Here is a 16,825-nt window from a genome sequence, read left to right as displayed (position 1 = left end):
GGACGGGGTTCATGATCATTACAGATCGAATGGGGCATTTGGCAAGATGCCGAGGCGATGTGTCGTTAATGCAACAGTGTCTCGACAATAAACTTCCGCAGGAGAAGCTTCCTTAACCAAAGGCCTTCTAATGAGATAGGAAGAGGGCGTGAAACTTCCAGCGGCAGTATGAGAATCAAAGCTTTGATACGCCTGATCTGCGTGGGCCTCCTCGTGAGTCTCGTGGCGACCTTCGTCGCCTCGGGGACGGGCCCCGCTTGGGCGACGGGCAGCGATGCGAGCAAGGCTGCTGCTCCCGTGATTGCGGCGGATGTCTCGGTCGAGGTTGAAGGCGCCAAGACCCGGTTCCGGATTGCGCTCTCCAAGCCGGTGACGGCTCAGGCCTCTCTTATGGAGAAGCCGGACCGCCTCATCATCGACCTGCCGGAGGTGGCGTTTCACCTGACTCCCGAGGCCGGACGTCAGAAGGCGGGACTGATTTCCTCCTATCGTTATGGTCTTTTCGCTCCGGGGCGCTCCCGGGTCGTGATGGAGCTGACCCAGCCGGCCACCGTCTCCGGCATGACCGTCGACGCGAATGCCGCCGGCGGCACGGCGCTGCTGACCATCGAGCTGACCCGCACCGAGCGCGCTGATTTCCATCGCGCGGCCGCTGACTCTGCGGCCAAGGCGGCCCAACCCACCACGGCGGAGCCTGCTTCGCTCGCCAAGGATGCCCTCCCGGTCATCGTGATCGATCCCGGCCATGGGGGCATCGATCCCGGTGCCAATTCGGTTGGGGGCGTGTTCGAGAAGGATCTCGTCCTCTCCTTTGCCCAGAAGCTGCAGAAGGCGTTGGAAGCGAGCGGACGCTACAAGGTTCTGATGACCCGCGACAAGGACGTGTTCATCTCCCTTGGAGACCGCGTCCGCGCGGCTCGGAGTGCCCAGGCCGATCTCTTCATCTCCATCCATGCTGATTCGATCTCCGGCGGCCAGGAGGTGCGGGGACTGACCGTCTATACAGGGTCGGAGAGGGCGTCCGACGCCGACTCGGCCTGGCTCGCCGAGCGGGAAAACAAGGCTGACGCGGTGGCAGGCGTTGAGAGCACCGACATGCCGGATGACGTGTCGGACATCCTGGTGGAACTGACCTTGCGTGAGACGCGCAGTTTCTCTCATGGCTTCGCCACCCGCCTGGTCGGCGCGTTCGATTCGGTCGCCCGCCTGAACAAGAACCCGCACCGTCAGGCCCGCTTCCAGGTGCTTCGGGCCCATGACGTGCCCTCGGTCCTGGTGGAGCTGGGCTATCTCTCCAGCAAGCAGGACCTCGACCTGCTCCTGTCCGAGGAATGGCGGGGCAAAATGGTCTCCGCCATGAGCGCGGCGGTGGATCGCTTTTTCGCAGCACGCCTCGCCCGGCAGGATGCTGCCGCAGTTTTACCATAGATAGAGTGTGGATACCCGTAGCGGGGGCGCGATTCCTCGGTTAACAGAGCGGGCAGATCTGAGTGCCGCTCCTGTGCCGGTGGGAAACGGCGTTCGGGATCTTGCATAAACGGGTGCTTTTGAAGCGCCGACAACGGAATATCTTCGGATGCGTTTTGTCCTACGATTCTTCGGCTTCCTGTTCAGCATCGGGGCGATCTTCTTCCTGATCGGCGCCGTCGGGCTGGCCTATGGATTCTGGTTCTACTCCAAGGACCTGCCGGATCACGCGCAGCTCGCCAATTACGAGCCGCCGGTGATGACACGCGTCCATGCCTCGGACGGCAGCCTGATCGCGGAATATGCCCGCGAGCGCCGCCTTTACGTGCCGATCCAGGCTATGCCGAAGCTGGTGAAGGCCGCCTTCCTGTCCGCCGAGGACAAGAACTTCTACAAGCATCCGGGCATCGACCCCGAGGGCGTCGTTCGCGCGATCCTGGTCAACGTCAAGTCGGGCGGAAAACGCGAGCAGGGTGCCTCGACCATCACGCAGCAGGTGGCCAAGAACTTCCTCGTCGGCAACGAGAGGAGCTACGAGCGCAAGATCCGTGAGGCTCTGATCGCGCTGCGCATGGAATCCACCTTCTCGAAGGACAAGATCCTCGAGCTCTATCTCAACGAGATCTATCTCGGCCTTAGCAACTACGGCGTCGCCGCCTCGGCGCTGAACTATTTCGGCAAGTCGCTCCACGAGCTCGACATTGCCGAGGTCGCGTACTTGGCCGCTCTTCCGAAGGCACCGAACAACTATCATCCGTTCCGTCAGCGCCAGGCCGCCATCGAGCGCCGCAACTGGGTGATCGGCCGAATGGCCGAGAACGGCTACATCACGCCGGAGGAGGCGGAAGCCGCCAAGAAGCTGCCGCTCAATGTCACGCCGCGCGTCGTGTCTCCCAACAGCATCGCCTCAGGCTACTTCGCCGAAGGCGTGCGTCGCGACATCGCGGAGCGTTACGGTGAAGAGAAGCTCTACGAGGGCGGTCTCCTGATCCGCGCGACCCTCGATCCCAAGATGCAGGCCATGGCCCGTAAGGCCCTGGTCGACGGTCTCGTGCGCTTCGACGAAGCGCGCGGCTGGCGCGGCGCCCAGCAGAAGCTCGACTTGGCGGGCCGCGAATGGGGTCTGGCTCTGGCCGAGGTTCAGTCCATGGGCGACGTGCAGCCCTGGCGTCTGGCCGTGGTGCTCGAAGTTTCCGGCGGACGTGCCCGAATCGGCCTTCAGCCGAAGAAGGAATCCTCCGGTCAGCTTTCTCGCGACCGCGAGACCGGCTTCGTGACCGCCGACGGCGTGAAGTGGACGCGCCGTGCCGTCGAGAAGGCGCTTGCTGTCGGCGACGTGGTTTATGTGGAGCCCATCGACGGCAAGCAGGGCCAGTATCGTCTGCGCCAGGTGCCTGAAATTTCCGGTGCCATCGTCGCCATGGATCCCCAGTCGGGCCGCGTCCATGCGATGGTCGGCGGCTTCTCCTTCGACCAGAGCGAGTTCAACCGCGCGACGCAGGCGATGCGCCAGCCGGGCTCCTCGTTCAAGCCCATCGTCTACGCGACGGCTCTCGACAACGGCTACACGCCTTCGTCCCAGATCATGGACGCGCCCTTCGTGCTCGATATGGGACCGGGGCAGGCCGCCTGGGCTCCGTCGAACTATGACGGCAAGTCTGCGGGCCTGCGTACGCTTCGCTACGGCATCGAGCATTCGAAGAACCTGATGACGGTGCGTCTCTCCAACGAGATCGGCATGCCGGTCATCTCCGAATATGCCCGTCGCTTCGGGGTCTATGACGACATGCTGCCGCTGCTCTCCATGTCGCTCGGCGCTGGCGAGACCACGGTCATGCGCATGACGGCGGCCTATTCCATGTTCGTGAACGGCGGCCGCCGCATCAAGCCGACGCTGATCGACCAGATTCAGGATCGCAGCGGCCGCACGATCTATCGCCACGACGACCGCAAATGCGCCACCTGCGATGCCGAGAAATGGGATGGCGGCGCTGCGCCCAAGCTCACCGATAATCGCGAGCAGGTGCTCGACCCGTTGACCGCCTACCAGATGACCTCGATCCTCGAAGGCGTGGTGCAGCGCGGCACAGCCCAGTCGGTTAAGGCCGTCGGCAAGCCGCTCGCCGGCAAGACCGGCACCACCAACGACGCAAAGGATGTGTGGTTCGTGGGCTTCTCGCCCGACCTCGCTGTGGGCGTGTTCCTCGGCTATGACCAGCCGAAGTCCCTCGGCAATGCGGCTACCGCCGGCCAGTATGCTGCGCCCGTGTTCCGTGACTTCATGCAGCTGGCCCTGAAGGACAAGCCTGCGACTCCGTTCCGCGTGCCTCCGGGCATCAAGCTGATCCGGGTCAGCGCCGCCACCGGCACCCGCGCCGGCGATGGCGCCGGTACGATCCTGGAGGCCTTCAAGCCCGGACAGTCGCCGCCGCAATACTATTCTCCTGCCGAGGAGGAGGACGCGGCCCCACAGGCCGAGTACTCGCCCGCGCCTCCGCCACAGCGGGCGGTGGGAGCAAGCCCGGGCGGATTGTATTGATCCGCCTTCCTCACCATATGAAGTGCGTTTCCTGACAAGCACGAAAACGCATGAGTACGGCAGACACGAGGGTGACTGCAGTGCTCGGCAGCTTGCGGAAAGGCTTCTTTACACCATGGGGCGGTCCGCTTAAGACGCCCTCGAACTCAAGGCACGGACAGCAAGACAAAATGCGCGCCGAAATCGAACACCTCGTAGAAGAGACTAAGCAGTCAGTCGGGCTGCTGAGGAGGCATCTTTGACTGGGATAATGCCCAGCGCCGCCTCGCCGAACTGAACGCCCAAGCCGAAGACCCGAACCTCTGGAACGATGCGGAGGCCGCGCAGAAGATCATGCGCGAGCGCACGACCCTTGAGGATCAGATTTCGTCCATCAAGCGCATGGAGCAGGAGCTCGATGACGCGGTCACGCTGATCGAACTCGGCGAGATGGAGGGCGACGAAGACACCATCAGGGAAGGCGAGGAGGCGATCCGCAGCCTCCAGGAAGAGGCTGCCCGCCGTCAGGTGGAAACCCTGCTCTCGGGCGAGGCCGACGCCAACGATACCTATCTCGAAGTGCACTCGGGTGCCGGCGGCACGGAAAGTCAGGACTGGGCCTCCATGCTTCAGCGCATGTATGCCCGTTGGGCCGAGCGCCGGAAGTTCAAGGTCGAACTCCTCGAAATCACCGATGGTGAAGAAGCCGGCATCAAGAGCGCCACGCTCCTGATCAAGGGCCACAACGCCTATGGCTGGCTCAAGACCGAGTCGGGCGTGCACCGTCTGGTGCGCATCTCGCCCTACGACTCCAACGCGCGCCGCCATACAAGCTTCGCCTCGGTATGGGTCTATCCGGTAGTGGATGATCGCATCAACATCGAGATCAAGGAATCCGACTGCCGCATCGATACGTTCCGCTCCTCCGGCGCGGGCGGCCAGCACGTGAACACCACGGACTCGGCTGTGCGCATTACGCACATCCCGAGCGGCATCGTCGTGGCCTGCCAGCAGGAGCGCTCGCAGCACAAGAACCGCGCCACCGCCTGGAACATGCTGCGCGCGCGTCTTTACGAGGCCGAGCTGAAGAAGCGCGAGGAAAAAGCGAACGCTGAAGCTGCCGCCAAGACCGATATCGGCTGGGGACACCAGATCCGCTCCTACGTGCTGCAGCCCTATCAGCTGGTGAAGGACCTGCGCACGGGCACCCAGTCCCAGAGCCCGCAGGACGTGCTCGACGGCGATCTCGACCCGTTCATGGAAGCCTCGCTCGCCCAGCGCGTCTATGGCGGGGGCGAAGAGGTCGAGGATATCGACTAAAAGCAAAGGGCCGCTTCGTCGAAGCGGCCCTTTCACTTTGGTGAGCCTTCAGAGCGCCTGTGCCGCTGCCAGCACTTCCTCCGCGTGGCCCGGCACCTTCACCTTGTTCCAGACCTTGGCGATGGTGCCGTCGCGGTCGATGAGCACCGTAGTGCGCTCGACGCCCATATATTTTCGGCCATACATGCTTTTCTCGACCCACACGCCATAGGCTTCCAGAATGGCGGTCGCCTCGTCGGAAGCGAGGGGAAATTCGAGGCCGTACTTGGTCCGAAACTTGTCGTGGCTCTTCAGGGGATCGGGGGAGACGCCGACGATCTCGGTGTCGGCGGCCTCGAACTCCTTGCGAAGGGCCTGGAAATTCTGGGCCTCCAGGGTGCAGCCGCTCGTGTCGTCCTTCGGATAGAAATACAGCACCACGTTCCTGCCTTTGAGGCTCTCCAGGGAGATGTCCTTCCCTCCAGTGGCGGGCAAGGAGAAAGCAGGGGCTTTGGTTCCGGGCGTCAGGGCCATCATTCGCCTTCCTTTTGGCGGATTGTGCTGGTTGGAAGCCTCTTGTGTGCACGACGGAAAAGTGGCGGTCGCGGGAGGCTGCCGGGACGGTTAAGTTCCCCAGTGATTCCCTCGCTGCCGCACAAGCGCAAGAACCGGATTGCCGACATCACAAGAATGAAGTTACCGTTCCGTACCACGTTGTCCCGGCGAGAACCGGCCAAGAAGAGCCTTTGGCGGCGGGTGCTCCGTGGTACGCTCTACGTCAAGCTTGGGCTGATCGCTTTTCTTGTCGTTGTCGGGGGGCTTTTTTACCTGCGTCTCTCCGTCGGCCCCATGACCTTCGGACGCCTGCCCGAGCGCGTTGCCGAGGCTCTGGCCGCCCGCATCGGCCCCGGATGGGCCGTGACGCTGCGCAACACGGCCATCGAACTGCATGAGGGGACGCCGGCTCTGCGGGCGAACGGCCTCGACATCCGAGCTCCTGGCGGAGGACTCGTTGTTCGGGCCCCGTATGCTCTTGTCAGTGTCGACTTCCTGTCGCTGCTCACAGCCAATCTGCAGCCCAAAGCCATCGAGGTGCGTGACCTGCAATTGCGGATCCTGGTCAACCGGGATGGTTCGCTGACCTTCTCGCCCGTGCAGACGACGGAAGAACTGCACGCTGCGTTTGACGCGACAGCCGAACCCGCTCCTTCCAAGGAGGCCGCCGCTTCCTTGGCCGCGAGCACCGATGGCCCGTCTCAGGTCTCGGGCACCGTGGGCTCTCTGTTCGAGCTGGTCGTCGGTCCGGGAAGTGTCCTCAACTCCCTTGGGCGCGCGCAACTGACCAATGCTCAGCTCGTCTTCATCGATGCGGATCGTCGAGAGAGGGCCAGGTTCAAACGGGTCGACGCCACTTTCGACTGGTCGGAGAATGGCGGACGTCATTTCGCCGCGACCGTTGAAGGTCCTCAGGGCCCCTGGCAGCTCAACGGCGATGCGAGAGCCGAGAGCGGGACGGCCTACCGTGCGGCGGTCGTCGCCGATTCCGCGCCGATCCAGGACATTCTGCTGCTCAGCGGGTTGTCAGGCCTGCCGGCTGCGACCGATCTCGAGTTCTCGGGGCGCTTCGACGTGGCCTATGCGGATGGCCGCGTGACGGAGTTGAAGACTCGCCTCGACAGCAATACGGGCATGATCCAGATCGAGGACAAGGATACCTCGGCTTTGCCTGTCGAGCGCGCCACGATCGTGGCCGAATGGGACGAGGCCAAGAAGACCCTCAATCTCCCGACCCTTGAGCTCAAAGGCGGCGAGACGCGCGTCAGGCTCCAAGGCGCGCTATCGACGCCAACAGCGAATGCTCCTTGGCGCCTGTTCTTGAGCGGCAAGGATATCGTCTGGTCAGGTGCAGCTCCCGGCGATGCCCCGCTTCAGGTTTCGCAGTTCGACGCAGATCTCTCCGGTCCCAATGGCGTCATGATCAACAGCATCAGGCTGCGCGGGCCTGACCTCACCACGGACATCAGCGGTGCGCTTGCGGCTTCAGCCGACCCTAAGGGGCTGAAATTCGACGTGACGGCCACGCAGACCAATGTCCGGTCTGCGTTGCGCGTCTGGCCGGAGGCCGTGGCTCCTCCTGTTCGACGTTTCCTAGTGGCGAACCTCAAGAGCGGCACGCTCGAAATGTTCAGGCTCAAGGTCGGGATGACCGGGGCCGATGTTGAAAAGTCCATGTCCGGCGGACCCATTCCAGATGACTCCGTGAAGATCGATTTTCAGATTTCTCAGGGCATCCTTCAGGCAGCCGAGGGTTTGCCGCCCGTGTCGGAGATGGATGTGACCGGGCAGGTGACCGGTACGAAGGTTGCCTTACGTGCGCCGGCCGGGCGCATCGAGATGGCCGGTCATTACAGCCTGGCTGCCTCCGAGGGCTCTTTCGCTCTCGACAATTACTGGGACGACAATGCGGTTGCGCGCATCGACTTCCGCCTCCTGGGCTCGGCGGATGGTGTCGGCGCCATGCTCCAGCAGCCGGTCGTCAAGGAGATCGCCGGGTTCGAGGTCGATCCCGCCACGATGAAGGGCAAGGCGGATCTGCGGGTTGGGATCGGGCTCGCCGTCAACAACATTCCAGCCATTGCCGATCTTCCGCTGAAGATTGCAGGAACACTGAACGATCTCACCCTCGACAAGCTGTTCGGCAAGGAGAAGCTCGAAGCGGCCAATCTGACGATTGCCTACGATAGGGGAGACCTGTCGATCAAAGGCGACGGCAAGATGGGGGGCGGCCCGGCTAATGTCGACGTGCAGAAGAACCGCCAGGGCGGCCAAGCGAATATCTCCTTCGTTCTCGACGAGTCGGCGCGCAGCAAGCGCGGGCTCTCCTTCGGCCCGCGGTTGACGGGCAGTGTCGCACTCAAGGTCGGCATGCCTCTGGGCAACCCCGATGCGCCCGGCATGCTGATCGAGGCAGACTTCGCCAAAGCCGGTGTGGATCAGCTCATTCCCGGCTGGGTAAAGCCTGCGGGCAGGCCGGGCAAGCTGACCTTCGCGATGGTCGAGGGGGCCGAAAACGAACTCCGCGATTTGCAGCTCGACAGCGGCACGGTGCAGTTGCGCGGCACTGCGACTCTGTCGAAGGACGGCGAGATCGAGAAGGCGGATCTGCCCACCTTCAAGCTCTCGCCCGGTGACGACATGCGGGTGCAAATCGAACAGTCCGGCGGCATCTACAAGGTGAATGTCCGCGGGAACGTGGGCGATGCGCGCCCCTTCTTGAAAGGTTTCGGCTCGCAATCCTCGTCTCGTAGCGGAAGCGCGCAGAAGGACTCCAAGGATGTCGACATCGACCTCGCGCTCAACATCCTGACCGGCTACAACGACGAGGCGATCACCAACGCCACGATCAAGGCGTCCGTGCGCAAGGACACCCTGCGCCAGCTCGATATGAAGGGTCGCCTCGGCTCCACGAACATTGCTGCCCGCACGGATGCTCAGGGGAGGGGCGGCTCGGTCATCATCCTCCAGGCGGAGGATGCGGGTGCGCTTCTGCGCTTTACCGATGTGTACAAGCGCATGGCGGGTGGCGATCTCATCATCAACATGGCGACGGGCGAGGGGGCTCAGCCCGGACTTCTGTTGCTGCGCTCCTTCACACTGGTCAACGAGCCAGCCCTGCGCCGGATCATCCCGACCCAGACGCAGGTGATCGCCGGACAGGACAAGGCCGGCAATCCGCAGACCGTCCGGGTGGATGTGAACGAGGTGACCTTCACCAGGGCAAGAGCCGAATTTACCCGCACGGCGGGCCGCGTCGATTTCAAGGACACGGCGATCTACGGCAATCAGATCGGCTTCACTCTCGGCGGCTTCATCGATTACGGCCGGGATCGCATGGATATCTCGGGCACCTTCGTGCCGGCCTATGGGCTGAACAACGCTTTTGCCAAGGTGCCGCTCTTCGGGCCGCTGCTCGGAGGCGGGCAGTACGAGGGATTGTTCGCGGTCAATTTCCGCGCCATGGGCTCGACAAGTGCGCCGACGCTGACGGTCAATCCGCTCTCGGCCGTGGCGCCGGGCTTCCTGCGCAAGCTATTCGGTGTGGGTGTGGGAATGGAGCCGCAGGGCGATCCGCCGCCTGTGACTCCGGAGCGCTAGCGCATCGTGCGGACCTTCCGTTCGCCTCGAACGATGCACTCCTCGGAAAATGAGCATCGGATCGATCCCTAAAGTGCAAATCCACTTTTCTCGTCCGATGCTCTGGAGCTGAAATCCTCAAGCAGGTTCAAAGCCTCACCCTGAGGAGGATTGCGTGAGCGGTCCGTCTCGAAGGGTGAGGGCGGTGCTTTTAGATGGCCCGCAGAAGCACGTGCTTCTTCTTGCCGAAGGACAGCTTGATCACGCCTTCGCTCGTGAGGTCCGAAAGATTGAGCGTCGCACGCTCGTCGGAAACCGTCTGGTCGTTCACCTTCAGGCCGCCGCTCTTGACCTGACGGCGGGCCTCGCTCGATGATGGCACGAGCTTCGCATAATCCGGGCCAAAGGCCGTCAGCACGCCGAGGCCTTCCTTCAGGATGCCGGAAGCGACTTCGATGGTGGGCAGGCTCTCTGCGAGGGTGCCCTGTTCGAAAGTCTTCTGCGCTGTCTCTGCCGCCAGTTCCGCGGCCTCGCGACCATGGAGGAGGGCAGTGGATTCCGTGGCCAGCACCTTCTTCGCCTCGTTGATCTCGGCGCCCTGCAGAGCCGAGAGCCTGGCGATCTCATCCATCGGCAGAATCGTGAACAGCTTGAGGAAGCGCGGAACGTCCGCATCCTCCGTGTTGCGCCAGAACTGCCAGTAATCGTAGGGGCTGAGCATATCCGCGTTGAGCCAGACCGCGCCGGAGGCGGTCTTGCCCATCTTGGCGCCGGAGGCCGTGGTCAGCAGAGGGCAGGTGACGGCGTAGAGCTGAGGCGTGCCGAGACGGCGGCCGAGATCGATGCCGTTGACGATGTTGCCCCACTGATCCGAGCCGCCCATCTGCAGCACGCAGCCATAGCGCTTGTTGAGCTCCACGAAGTCGTAGGCCTGGAGGATCATGTAGTTGAATTCCAGGAACGACAGCTCGTGCTCGCGCTCAAGGCGCAGCTTCACGCTGTCGAAGGACAGCATGCGATTGACCGAGAAATGGCGGCCGACATCGCGCAGGAACTCGATGTAGTTGAGCTTGGTCAGCCACTCGGCATTGTCGACCATCATCGCGTCGGTGTTGCCGTCGGTCTTGCCCTCGCCGAAGCTGATGAAGCGCGAGAAGACGGTCTTGATGCTCTCCTTGTTGGCCTGGATCTGCTCGACGGTCAGGAGCTTGCGGCTCTCGTCCTTGCCGGAAGGGTCGCCAACCCTGGTCGTGCCGCCGCCCATGAGCGTGATCGGCTTGCCCGCCCCGGTCTTCTGGAGCCAGTGCAGCATCATGATCGAGAGCAGATGGCCCACATGAAGCGACGGGCCGGTGCAGTCATAGCCCACATAGGTCGTCAGCCGGTTCTCGAGAGCGGCTGTATCCACGCCCTCGAAGTCGGAGGTCTGGTGAATGAAGCCTCGCTCGGTGAGCACCTTCAGGAATTCGGATCGTGGCGCGTTCATTGCATTTCAATTTACACTTGAATTCGGCGACTTCGTTTAGCAGCCCCTCTAAGCTCCGCAACTGGTTTTTTGGTTGTGCCTGCTGCGCCGGCAGCAATCTCCATAGTCGTTCAGCCGAACCCAAAAGTAAGGCTTGAAAACTAAGATTTTTTGCTTAAAATACATGTTATAACGAAACATACCTCGAGATTTTTGGGGTGAATCATGCCTAGTCAGTATGTTCAGGCTCTCCTTTCAGGCTATTCCTGGGGAAACTATCCGATCAGTTTCAGCTTTCCGGATTCGAGAAACGATTATTCCTATTCCTACAGTTATTTCGAAGGCTTTGAGCCCATAGAAACCCATCTTCAGCAAGCGGTACGGTTCGCTTTACAGGGTAGTATAGGAAGTAATTATCCGATCAATTCATATATGAGCCTTACTTCTGTCGAGTCATTCACAAATCTTCATTTCTACTTCGCTGGCAATGCGCCTGCAGACATTGCTGTCGCCCGTACTTCATGGTTTGACAGATCCATGGCCTACTATCCGGAAGGTGACGCGCCCGGAGGGGACGTTTGGCTTAACAACTATATAACATACGCTCATGTGGGGACATGGGGTCATCGCAACATCCTCCATGAACTTGGACATGCTCTAGGCCTTAAGCACGCGCATGAAGCCGATAATGGCAATTCCGTCGTGCTGCCGGCGGATCGCGATTCCATTGAATTTTCAGTCATGACCTATCGGACGCATGTCGGTGATGACGGTGCTTTCTTTAATGCGACCGCCTCCAGCACCTACATGATGTATGACATCGCCGCCTTGCAGTATCTCTACGGTGCGAATTTCGACACGAACAATACCGATACAGTTTATAGCTGGGACGACTACGGCGGGGTCTACGTTAACGGTCAGGCGGCGAATAGCAGTTTTGGCGGTACGATTTTCATGACGATCTGGGACGGAGGTGGATTCGATACCTACGATTGCAGCAATTCTGACACGAGTGTCGATATCGACCTTAATCCTGGAGGCTGGTCTGTTGTTGATTCGGATCAGCTTGCTGATCTGGGGGACGACTTCAAAGCGCGCGGCAACGTTTTCAATGCGCTGCAGTATCAAGACGATCCACGTTCACTGATCGAGAATGCTATTGGCGGATCCATGAACGACCAGATTCGTGGTAACGCCGCCTCGAATGCTCTTTGGGGTGGGGCGGGCGACGACACACTTGTTGGCGAAGACGGCAACGATAGCCTGCATGGTGGCGAGGGAGCCGACCAGTTGAACGGAGGATCTGATGCCGATGTGCTGGATGGGGACGCAGGCGACGACACACTTGTTGGCGAAGACGGCAACGATAGCCTGTTTGGCGACGAGGGGGCCGATCATCTGAGGGGAGGGTCGGGTGCCGATGTGCTGAATGGGGGTGCCGGCACCGACGATACGGTCGATTACAGCGATGCGACAGGTTCGGTCACCATCTATCTCTATAACAACACCGCTTCCGGAGATATCGCCACAGGTGATGTGATCTCCAACTTCGAGAATATTATTGGAGGGCAAGCGGGTGATGTGCTGGCCGGCAGTGACGTCGCGAATGTCATCCTCGGCCTTGGAGGAAACGACCGAATTACTGGTTATGGAGGAGCAGATTATCTCGATGGAGGGGCGGGCGACGATACTATCACTGGCGGGAGTTGGAGCCTTGGACAGGCGGACACTTTGGTCGGCGGAGCCGGCGTCGATACCTTCGAAGTCTTCGGATCATTCGACACGGTCATCCAGGACTTTATGGCAGGGCCTTCAGGCGAGCATATTGTCCTCGATGCAGCTTATCTAAACGACTTCAATGCCGTCATGGCCGCCGCCACTCAAGTCGGTAATGACGTTGTCATTGACAAGTCCAACTATTTACACCTCGTGCTCAAAGATGTTCACCTATCGAGCTTGGTGTCGAGCAATTTCAGTTTCGTCTAAATATGCGAGATGGATCGTCAATGACAATCGCGATCCCACATTTGCATCGTTGAGAGCCGAATGCAGCTTAGACACTCGTTAGACACTTGAGGCCTATGCTGAGCTGTGTAGTCGAGAGAGGTATTTGAGCTGGCAGCTTAAGAGAGCTCGTTGCGATACGAGCTCTCTTCGTCGCAGAGAACGGGCACCCGTACTCGACTCACGGGATTAGACAATCCTTCGTAGCTCCTCGGATGGTCCGTATCAGGCTTGCTCGGCTGCCTCGACTGCTCCGAGCCGCTTGTCTAGATATTCGTCGACGGCCACCATCAGCTCGTCGACCTTGCCGTCGAAGAAGTGGTTGGCGCCCTCGACGACCGCGTGTTCGAGCTTCACGCCCTTCTGGGTCTTCACCTTCTCGATCACGCTGACCACGTCCCTGACGGGAGCCACGCGGTCTTCGGAGCCGTGCACGAACAGGCCGGAGGACGGGCAGGGGGCGAGGAATGAAAAATCGTAGCGGTTCGCCATGGCGGCAATCGAGATGAAGCCCTCGATCTCCGGGCGGCGCATGAGGAGCTGCATCCCGATCCAGGCACCGAAGGACACGCCGGCGATCCAGCAGGCGCGCGCGTCAGGGTTCATGGCCTGGGCCCAATCGAGGGCCGCTGCGGCATCCGAGAGCTCGCCCTGGCCGTGGTCAAACGTGCCCTGGCTGCGGCCGACGCCGCGGAAGTTGAAGCGCAGTACCGCGAACCCGCGCTTCACGAAGTCATAATACAGGTTGTAGACGATCTGGTTGTTCATCGTCCCGCCGAATTGCGGGTGAGGGTGCAGGATGATGGCGATGGGTGCACCCTTCTCCTTGGCAGGCTGATAGCGCCCCTCGATACGACCGGCGGGACCCGTGAAGATGACTTCAGGCATATACGCGAACCTCTTGATCACCTCTCCTTGTAGAGAGGGAAAACCCCGTGCGACCTTGACTTCAGGTCTCAGATTCCCTTAAGTAGGAACCCTTAGAATTGTTCTAAAATGTTCCTGTGTTTCAAAAATTTCCGGGGCGCGAGCCGTCGGGGAGACACGGGACATATGTGGTTGCGGTGCTTTAGCATAGTAACCAGGGTCAATTGCAAGAATTTCGTGAGGCTTGAGACAGACAGCCATGGCGACCGGCCAGCGCACATATCTCGACCATAACGCCACATCCCCCTTGCGGCCGGAGGCAGCGGAGGCGGTCGTGCGCGCGATGCGGCTGCCGGGCAACGCCTCCTCGATTCATACAGAGGGTCGCGCCGCGCGGGCCGAGATCGAGGGGGCGCGGGTCTCCGTTGCCAAGCTGGTGGGCGCCAAGGCTAAGAACGTGATCTTTACGAGCGGCGGTACCGAGGCCGCTAACCTCGCGCTCACGCCGTCGTTCCGCCGCCTCGGCCAGCCGGATGCGGCGAGGCTCTTCATCGGCGCCACCGAGCATCCTTGCGTTTTGAACGGTCATCGTTTCCCGGCTGACAGAGTCGAAACCGTTCGCGTCAACGAGAACGGAATCCTTGATCTCGCCTGGCTCGAGACCCTCCTCGAGAGGGCTGGGGACGAGCGGGTTCTGGTATCCGTCCAGCTTGCCAACAACGAGACCGGCGTCCTTCAGCCGATGATCGAAATCGCCCAGCTGGTTCATAAGCATGGTGGGCTCGTCCATACGGATGCGGTGCAGGCGGCAGGCCGGGTTCCGGTCGATCTTGGCCGTCTGGGTGTCGACGCGCTGACGCTTTCGGCACACAAGCTCGGGGGGCCGAAAGGGACCGGGGCTCTGGTTCTCGCCTCCGACCAATACGAGATCGGCGAGCGCCTGATCCGCGGCGGCGGGCAGGAAAAGAACTATAGGGCCGGCACCGAGAATGTGGCGGCCATTGCAGGTTTCGGAGCTGCGGCCAAGCTTGCCCTGACAGGGCTGGCGCAGGAGGCCGAGCGGCTACGGCATTTGCGCGATTTGGCTGAGGCCCATGTGCGCCGGATTGCGCCGGACGCTCTTGTTGTGGGCTCCGACGCTGAGCGGTTGCCTAATACCTTCGCCTTTGCCATACCCGGCCTCAAGGCCGAGACGGCATTGATCGCGTTCGATCTTGCGGGCATTGCCCTGTCATCCGGTTCGGCCTGCTCGTCCGGAAAGGTCAAGCGTTCGCATGTGCTCGACGCCATGGGCGTGGAGCCAACCCTTTCTGAGGGTGTTTTACGTGTGAGTTTGGGGTGGGCGACCACGAAAGAGGACGTGATCCGCTTTGCGGAGGCGTGCGAAAGGGTGGTCGGCACCTTATATAAGCGGAAGGCGAGCGCGGCTTAAAAAGCCCTGCCCGATTTCCATGTCGTCAACCCGCGGTCCTTGAAACCGTGAGCGGTGGGAGAGACAGATGCCTGCAGTGCAGGAGACGATCGACCAGGTCCGGTCGATCGACGTCGACCAGTATAAATACGGCTTCGAAACCGAGGTCGAAATGGAGAAGGCTCCGAAAGGCCTCTCCGAGGATGTGATTCGCTTCATCTCGGCCAGGAAGGCCGAGCCCGAGTGGATGCTCCAGTGGCGTCTCGATGCCTACAAGCGTTGGCTCACCATGAAGGAGCCGACCTGGGCGCGCGTGTCGTACGACAAGATCGATTACAACGACATTTATTACTACGCCGCTCCGAAGAAGAACCCGGCGCCGAAGTCCCTCGACGAGGTGGATCCTGAGATTCTCAAGACCTATGAGAAGCTCGGCATTCCGCTGCGCGAGCAGGAAATTCTGGCCGGCGTCGAGCCGCAGAGCCGTGTGGCCGTGGACGCGGTGTTCGATAGCGTGTCGGTCGCCACGACCTTCAAGGAAGAGCTGAAGAAGGCCGGCGTGATCTTCATGCCGATTTCGGAAGCCATCCGCGAATATCCGGACCTCGTGCGTCAGTATCTCGGCTCGGTCGTGCCGGTGACGGACAACTTCTTCGCGACGCTGAACTCGGCGGTCTTCACCGACGGTTCGTTCGTCTACGTTCCGCCCGGCGTGCGCTGCCCGATGGAGCTGTCCACGTACTTCCGCATCAACGAGAAGAACACCGGCCAGTTCGAACGTACCCTCATCATCGCGGACAAGGGCTCCTACGTCTCTTATCTCGAGGGCTGCACAGCGCCCAAGCGCGACGAGAACCAGCTTCACGCCGCCGTGGTCGAGCTGATTGCGCTCGACGATGCCGAGATCAAGTATTCTACGGTGCAGAACTGGTATCCGGGCGATGCGGAGGGCCGGGGCGGCATCTACAACTTCGTGACCAAGCGCGGCGATTGTCGTGGACGTAACTCGGTCATCACCTGGACCCAGGTCGAGACAGGTTCGGCGATCACGTGGAAGTACCCGTCCTGCATCCTGCGTGGCGACAATTCGCGCGGCGAGTTCTACTCGATTGCCGTGTCGAACGGCATGCAGCAGGTCGATTCCGGCACCAAGATGATCCATCTCGGCAAGAACACCACGAGCCGGATCATCTCGAAGGGTATCGCTGCGGGCAAGTCCGACAACACCTATCGCGGTCTGGTTTCGGCCCACCGCAAGGCGACCGGCGCGCGCAACTTCACGAACTGCGACTCGCTGCTGATCGGTAACCAGTGCGGCGCGCATACGGTGCCTTACATCGAGTCGAAGAATGCCAGCGCCGTGTTCGAGCACGAGGCGACGACGTCGAAGATCTCGGAAGATCAGATGTTCTACTGCCAGCAGCGCGGCCTCTCGGAAGAGGAGGCGACGGCGCTCATCGTGAACGGCTTCGTGAAGGACGTTCTGCAGCAGCTCCCGATGGAGTTCGCGGTGGAGGCCCAGAAGCTCATCTCGATCTCGCTGGAAGGCTCGGTCGGTTAATTCAGGAACAAGACGTGGATGCCCGGGACAGCCTGGGCATGACGCGAGACGCTCCAGGCCCGCCATGGCCGGACTTGATCTGGCCATCCACGCCTAAAA

10 protein-coding genes are annotated in these 16,825 nt (G+C 61.2%); 7 read left to right on the top strand and 3 right to left on the bottom strand.

Annotation, left to right across the window (positions count from 1 at the left end):
* The first annotated feature begins 168 nt into the window (after positions 1-168).
* From AA309_RS10815 to prfB, 3 genes are all read left to right on the top strand, one after another.
* Positions 169-1,428, top strand: coding sequence for an N-acetylmuramoyl-L-alanine amidase (locus AA309_RS10815; RefSeq protein WP_047189030.1), 1,260 nt, complete (start codon positions 169-171; stop codon positions 1,426-1,428).
* Between the two features lie 148 nt (positions 1,429-1,576).
* Positions 1,577-4,006, top strand: coding sequence for a penicillin-binding protein 1A (locus AA309_RS10810; protein ID WP_047189029.1), 2,430 nt, complete (start codon positions 1,577-1,579; stop codon positions 4,004-4,006).
* A gap of 170 nt (positions 4,007-4,176) precedes the next feature.
* Positions 4,177-5,305 (top strand): peptide chain release factor 2 gene (gene prfB / locus AA309_RS10800; RefSeq protein ID WP_150117490.1). Its coding sequence is split into 2 segments (ribosomal slippage): positions 4,177-4,245 and positions 4,247-5,305, totalling 1,128 coding nucleotides; the frame shifts between segments, so codons are not numbered across the junction.
* A 48-nt stretch (positions 5,306-5,353) separates the two neighbouring features.
* Here prfB and AA309_RS10795 read toward each other — a convergent pair.
* Positions 5,354-5,818, bottom strand: coding sequence for a peroxiredoxin (locus AA309_RS10795; RefSeq protein WP_047189114.1), 465 nt, complete (start codon positions 5,816-5,818; stop codon positions 5,354-5,356).
* A 102-nt stretch (positions 5,819-5,920) separates the two neighbouring features.
* Between AA309_RS10795 and AA309_RS10790 the strand changes: the two genes are divergently transcribed.
* Positions 5,921-9,439 (top strand): YhdP family protein, encoded by a 3,519-nt coding sequence (locus tag AA309_RS10790; protein WP_052954626.1) that lies wholly within the window; start codon positions 5,921-5,923, stop codon positions 9,437-9,439.
* A gap of 190 nt (positions 9,440-9,629) precedes the next feature.
* Here the strand turns inward: AA309_RS10790 and tyrS are convergent, their stop codons facing one another.
* Positions 9,630-10,904 (bottom strand): tyrosine--tRNA ligase, encoded by a 1,275-nt coding sequence (gene tyrS, locus AA309_RS10785; RefSeq protein ID WP_047189026.1) that lies wholly within the window; start codon positions 10,902-10,904, stop codon positions 9,630-9,632.
* 204 nt (positions 10,905-11,108) lie between these two features.
* Here tyrS and AA309_RS10780 point away from each other — a divergent pair, with 204 nt between their 5' ends.
* Positions 11,109-12,869, top strand: a complete 1,761-nt coding sequence (locus tag AA309_RS10780) for a M10 family metallopeptidase (protein ID WP_084731078.1) — start codon at positions 11,109-11,111, stop codon at positions 12,867-12,869.
* A 243-nt stretch (positions 12,870-13,112) separates the two neighbouring features.
* Here the strand turns inward: AA309_RS10780 and AA309_RS10775 are convergent, their stop codons facing one another.
* Complete coding sequence (locus tag AA309_RS10775) at positions 13,113-13,775, bottom strand: alpha/beta hydrolase (RefSeq protein WP_047189025.1); 663 nt, start codon at positions 13,773-13,775, stop codon at positions 13,113-13,115.
* 238 nt (positions 13,776-14,013) lie between these two features.
* Here AA309_RS10775 and AA309_RS10770 point away from each other — a divergent pair, with 238 nt between their 5' ends.
* Both AA309_RS10770 and sufB read left to right on the top strand, forming a co-directional pair.
* Positions 14,014-15,186: a cysteine desulfurase family protein gene (locus AA309_RS10770; protein WP_047189024.1), complete on the top strand. Its 1,173-nt coding sequence runs from the start codon at positions 14,014-14,016 to the stop codon at positions 15,184-15,186.
* 67 nt (positions 15,187-15,253) lie between these two features.
* A complete protein-coding gene (gene sufB, locus AA309_RS10765) occupies positions 15,254-16,726 on the top strand; it encodes a Fe-S cluster assembly protein SufB (RefSeq protein WP_047189023.1) in 1,473 nt (490 codons plus the stop codon).
* Positions 16,727-16,825 lie beyond the last annotated feature (99 nt).

Origin of the sequence: Microvirga vignae (genome assembly GCF_001017175.1) — a bacterium.
Taxonomy (GTDB): Bacteria; Pseudomonadota; Alphaproteobacteria; order Rhizobiales; family Beijerinckiaceae; genus Microvirga; species Microvirga vignae.
This window is presented reverse-complemented; position numbering and strand designations above follow the sequence as displayed.

Coding starts and splice junctions, on each gene's coding strand:
- AA309_RS10795 (WP_047189114.1), bottom strand. CDS start 5,818: ATGGCCCTGACGCCCGGAACCAAAGCCCCTGCTTTCTCCTTGCCCGCC.
- AA309_RS10810 (WP_047189029.1), top strand. CDS start 1,577: ATGCGTTTTGTCCTACGATTCTTCGGCTTCCTGTTCAGCATCGGGGCG.
- AA309_RS10775 (WP_047189025.1), bottom strand. CDS start 13,775: ATGCCTGAAGTCATCTTCACGGGTCCCGCCGGTCGTATCGAGGGGCGC.
- AA309_RS10770 (WP_047189024.1), top strand. CDS start 14,014: ATGGCGACCGGCCAGCGCACATATCTCGACCATAACGCCACATCCCCC.
- sufB (WP_047189023.1), top strand. CDS start 15,254: ATGCCTGCAGTGCAGGAGACGATCGACCAGGTCCGGTCGATCGACGTC.
- tyrS (WP_047189026.1), bottom strand. CDS start 10,904: ATGAACGCGCCACGATCCGAATTCCTGAAGGTGCTCACCGAGCGAGGC.
- AA309_RS10815 (WP_047189030.1), top strand. CDS start 169: ATGAGAATCAAAGCTTTGATACGCCTGATCTGCGTGGGCCTCCTCGTG.
- AA309_RS10780 (WP_084731078.1), top strand. CDS start 11,109: ATGCCTAGTCAGTATGTTCAGGCTCTCCTTTCAGGCTATTCCTGGGGA.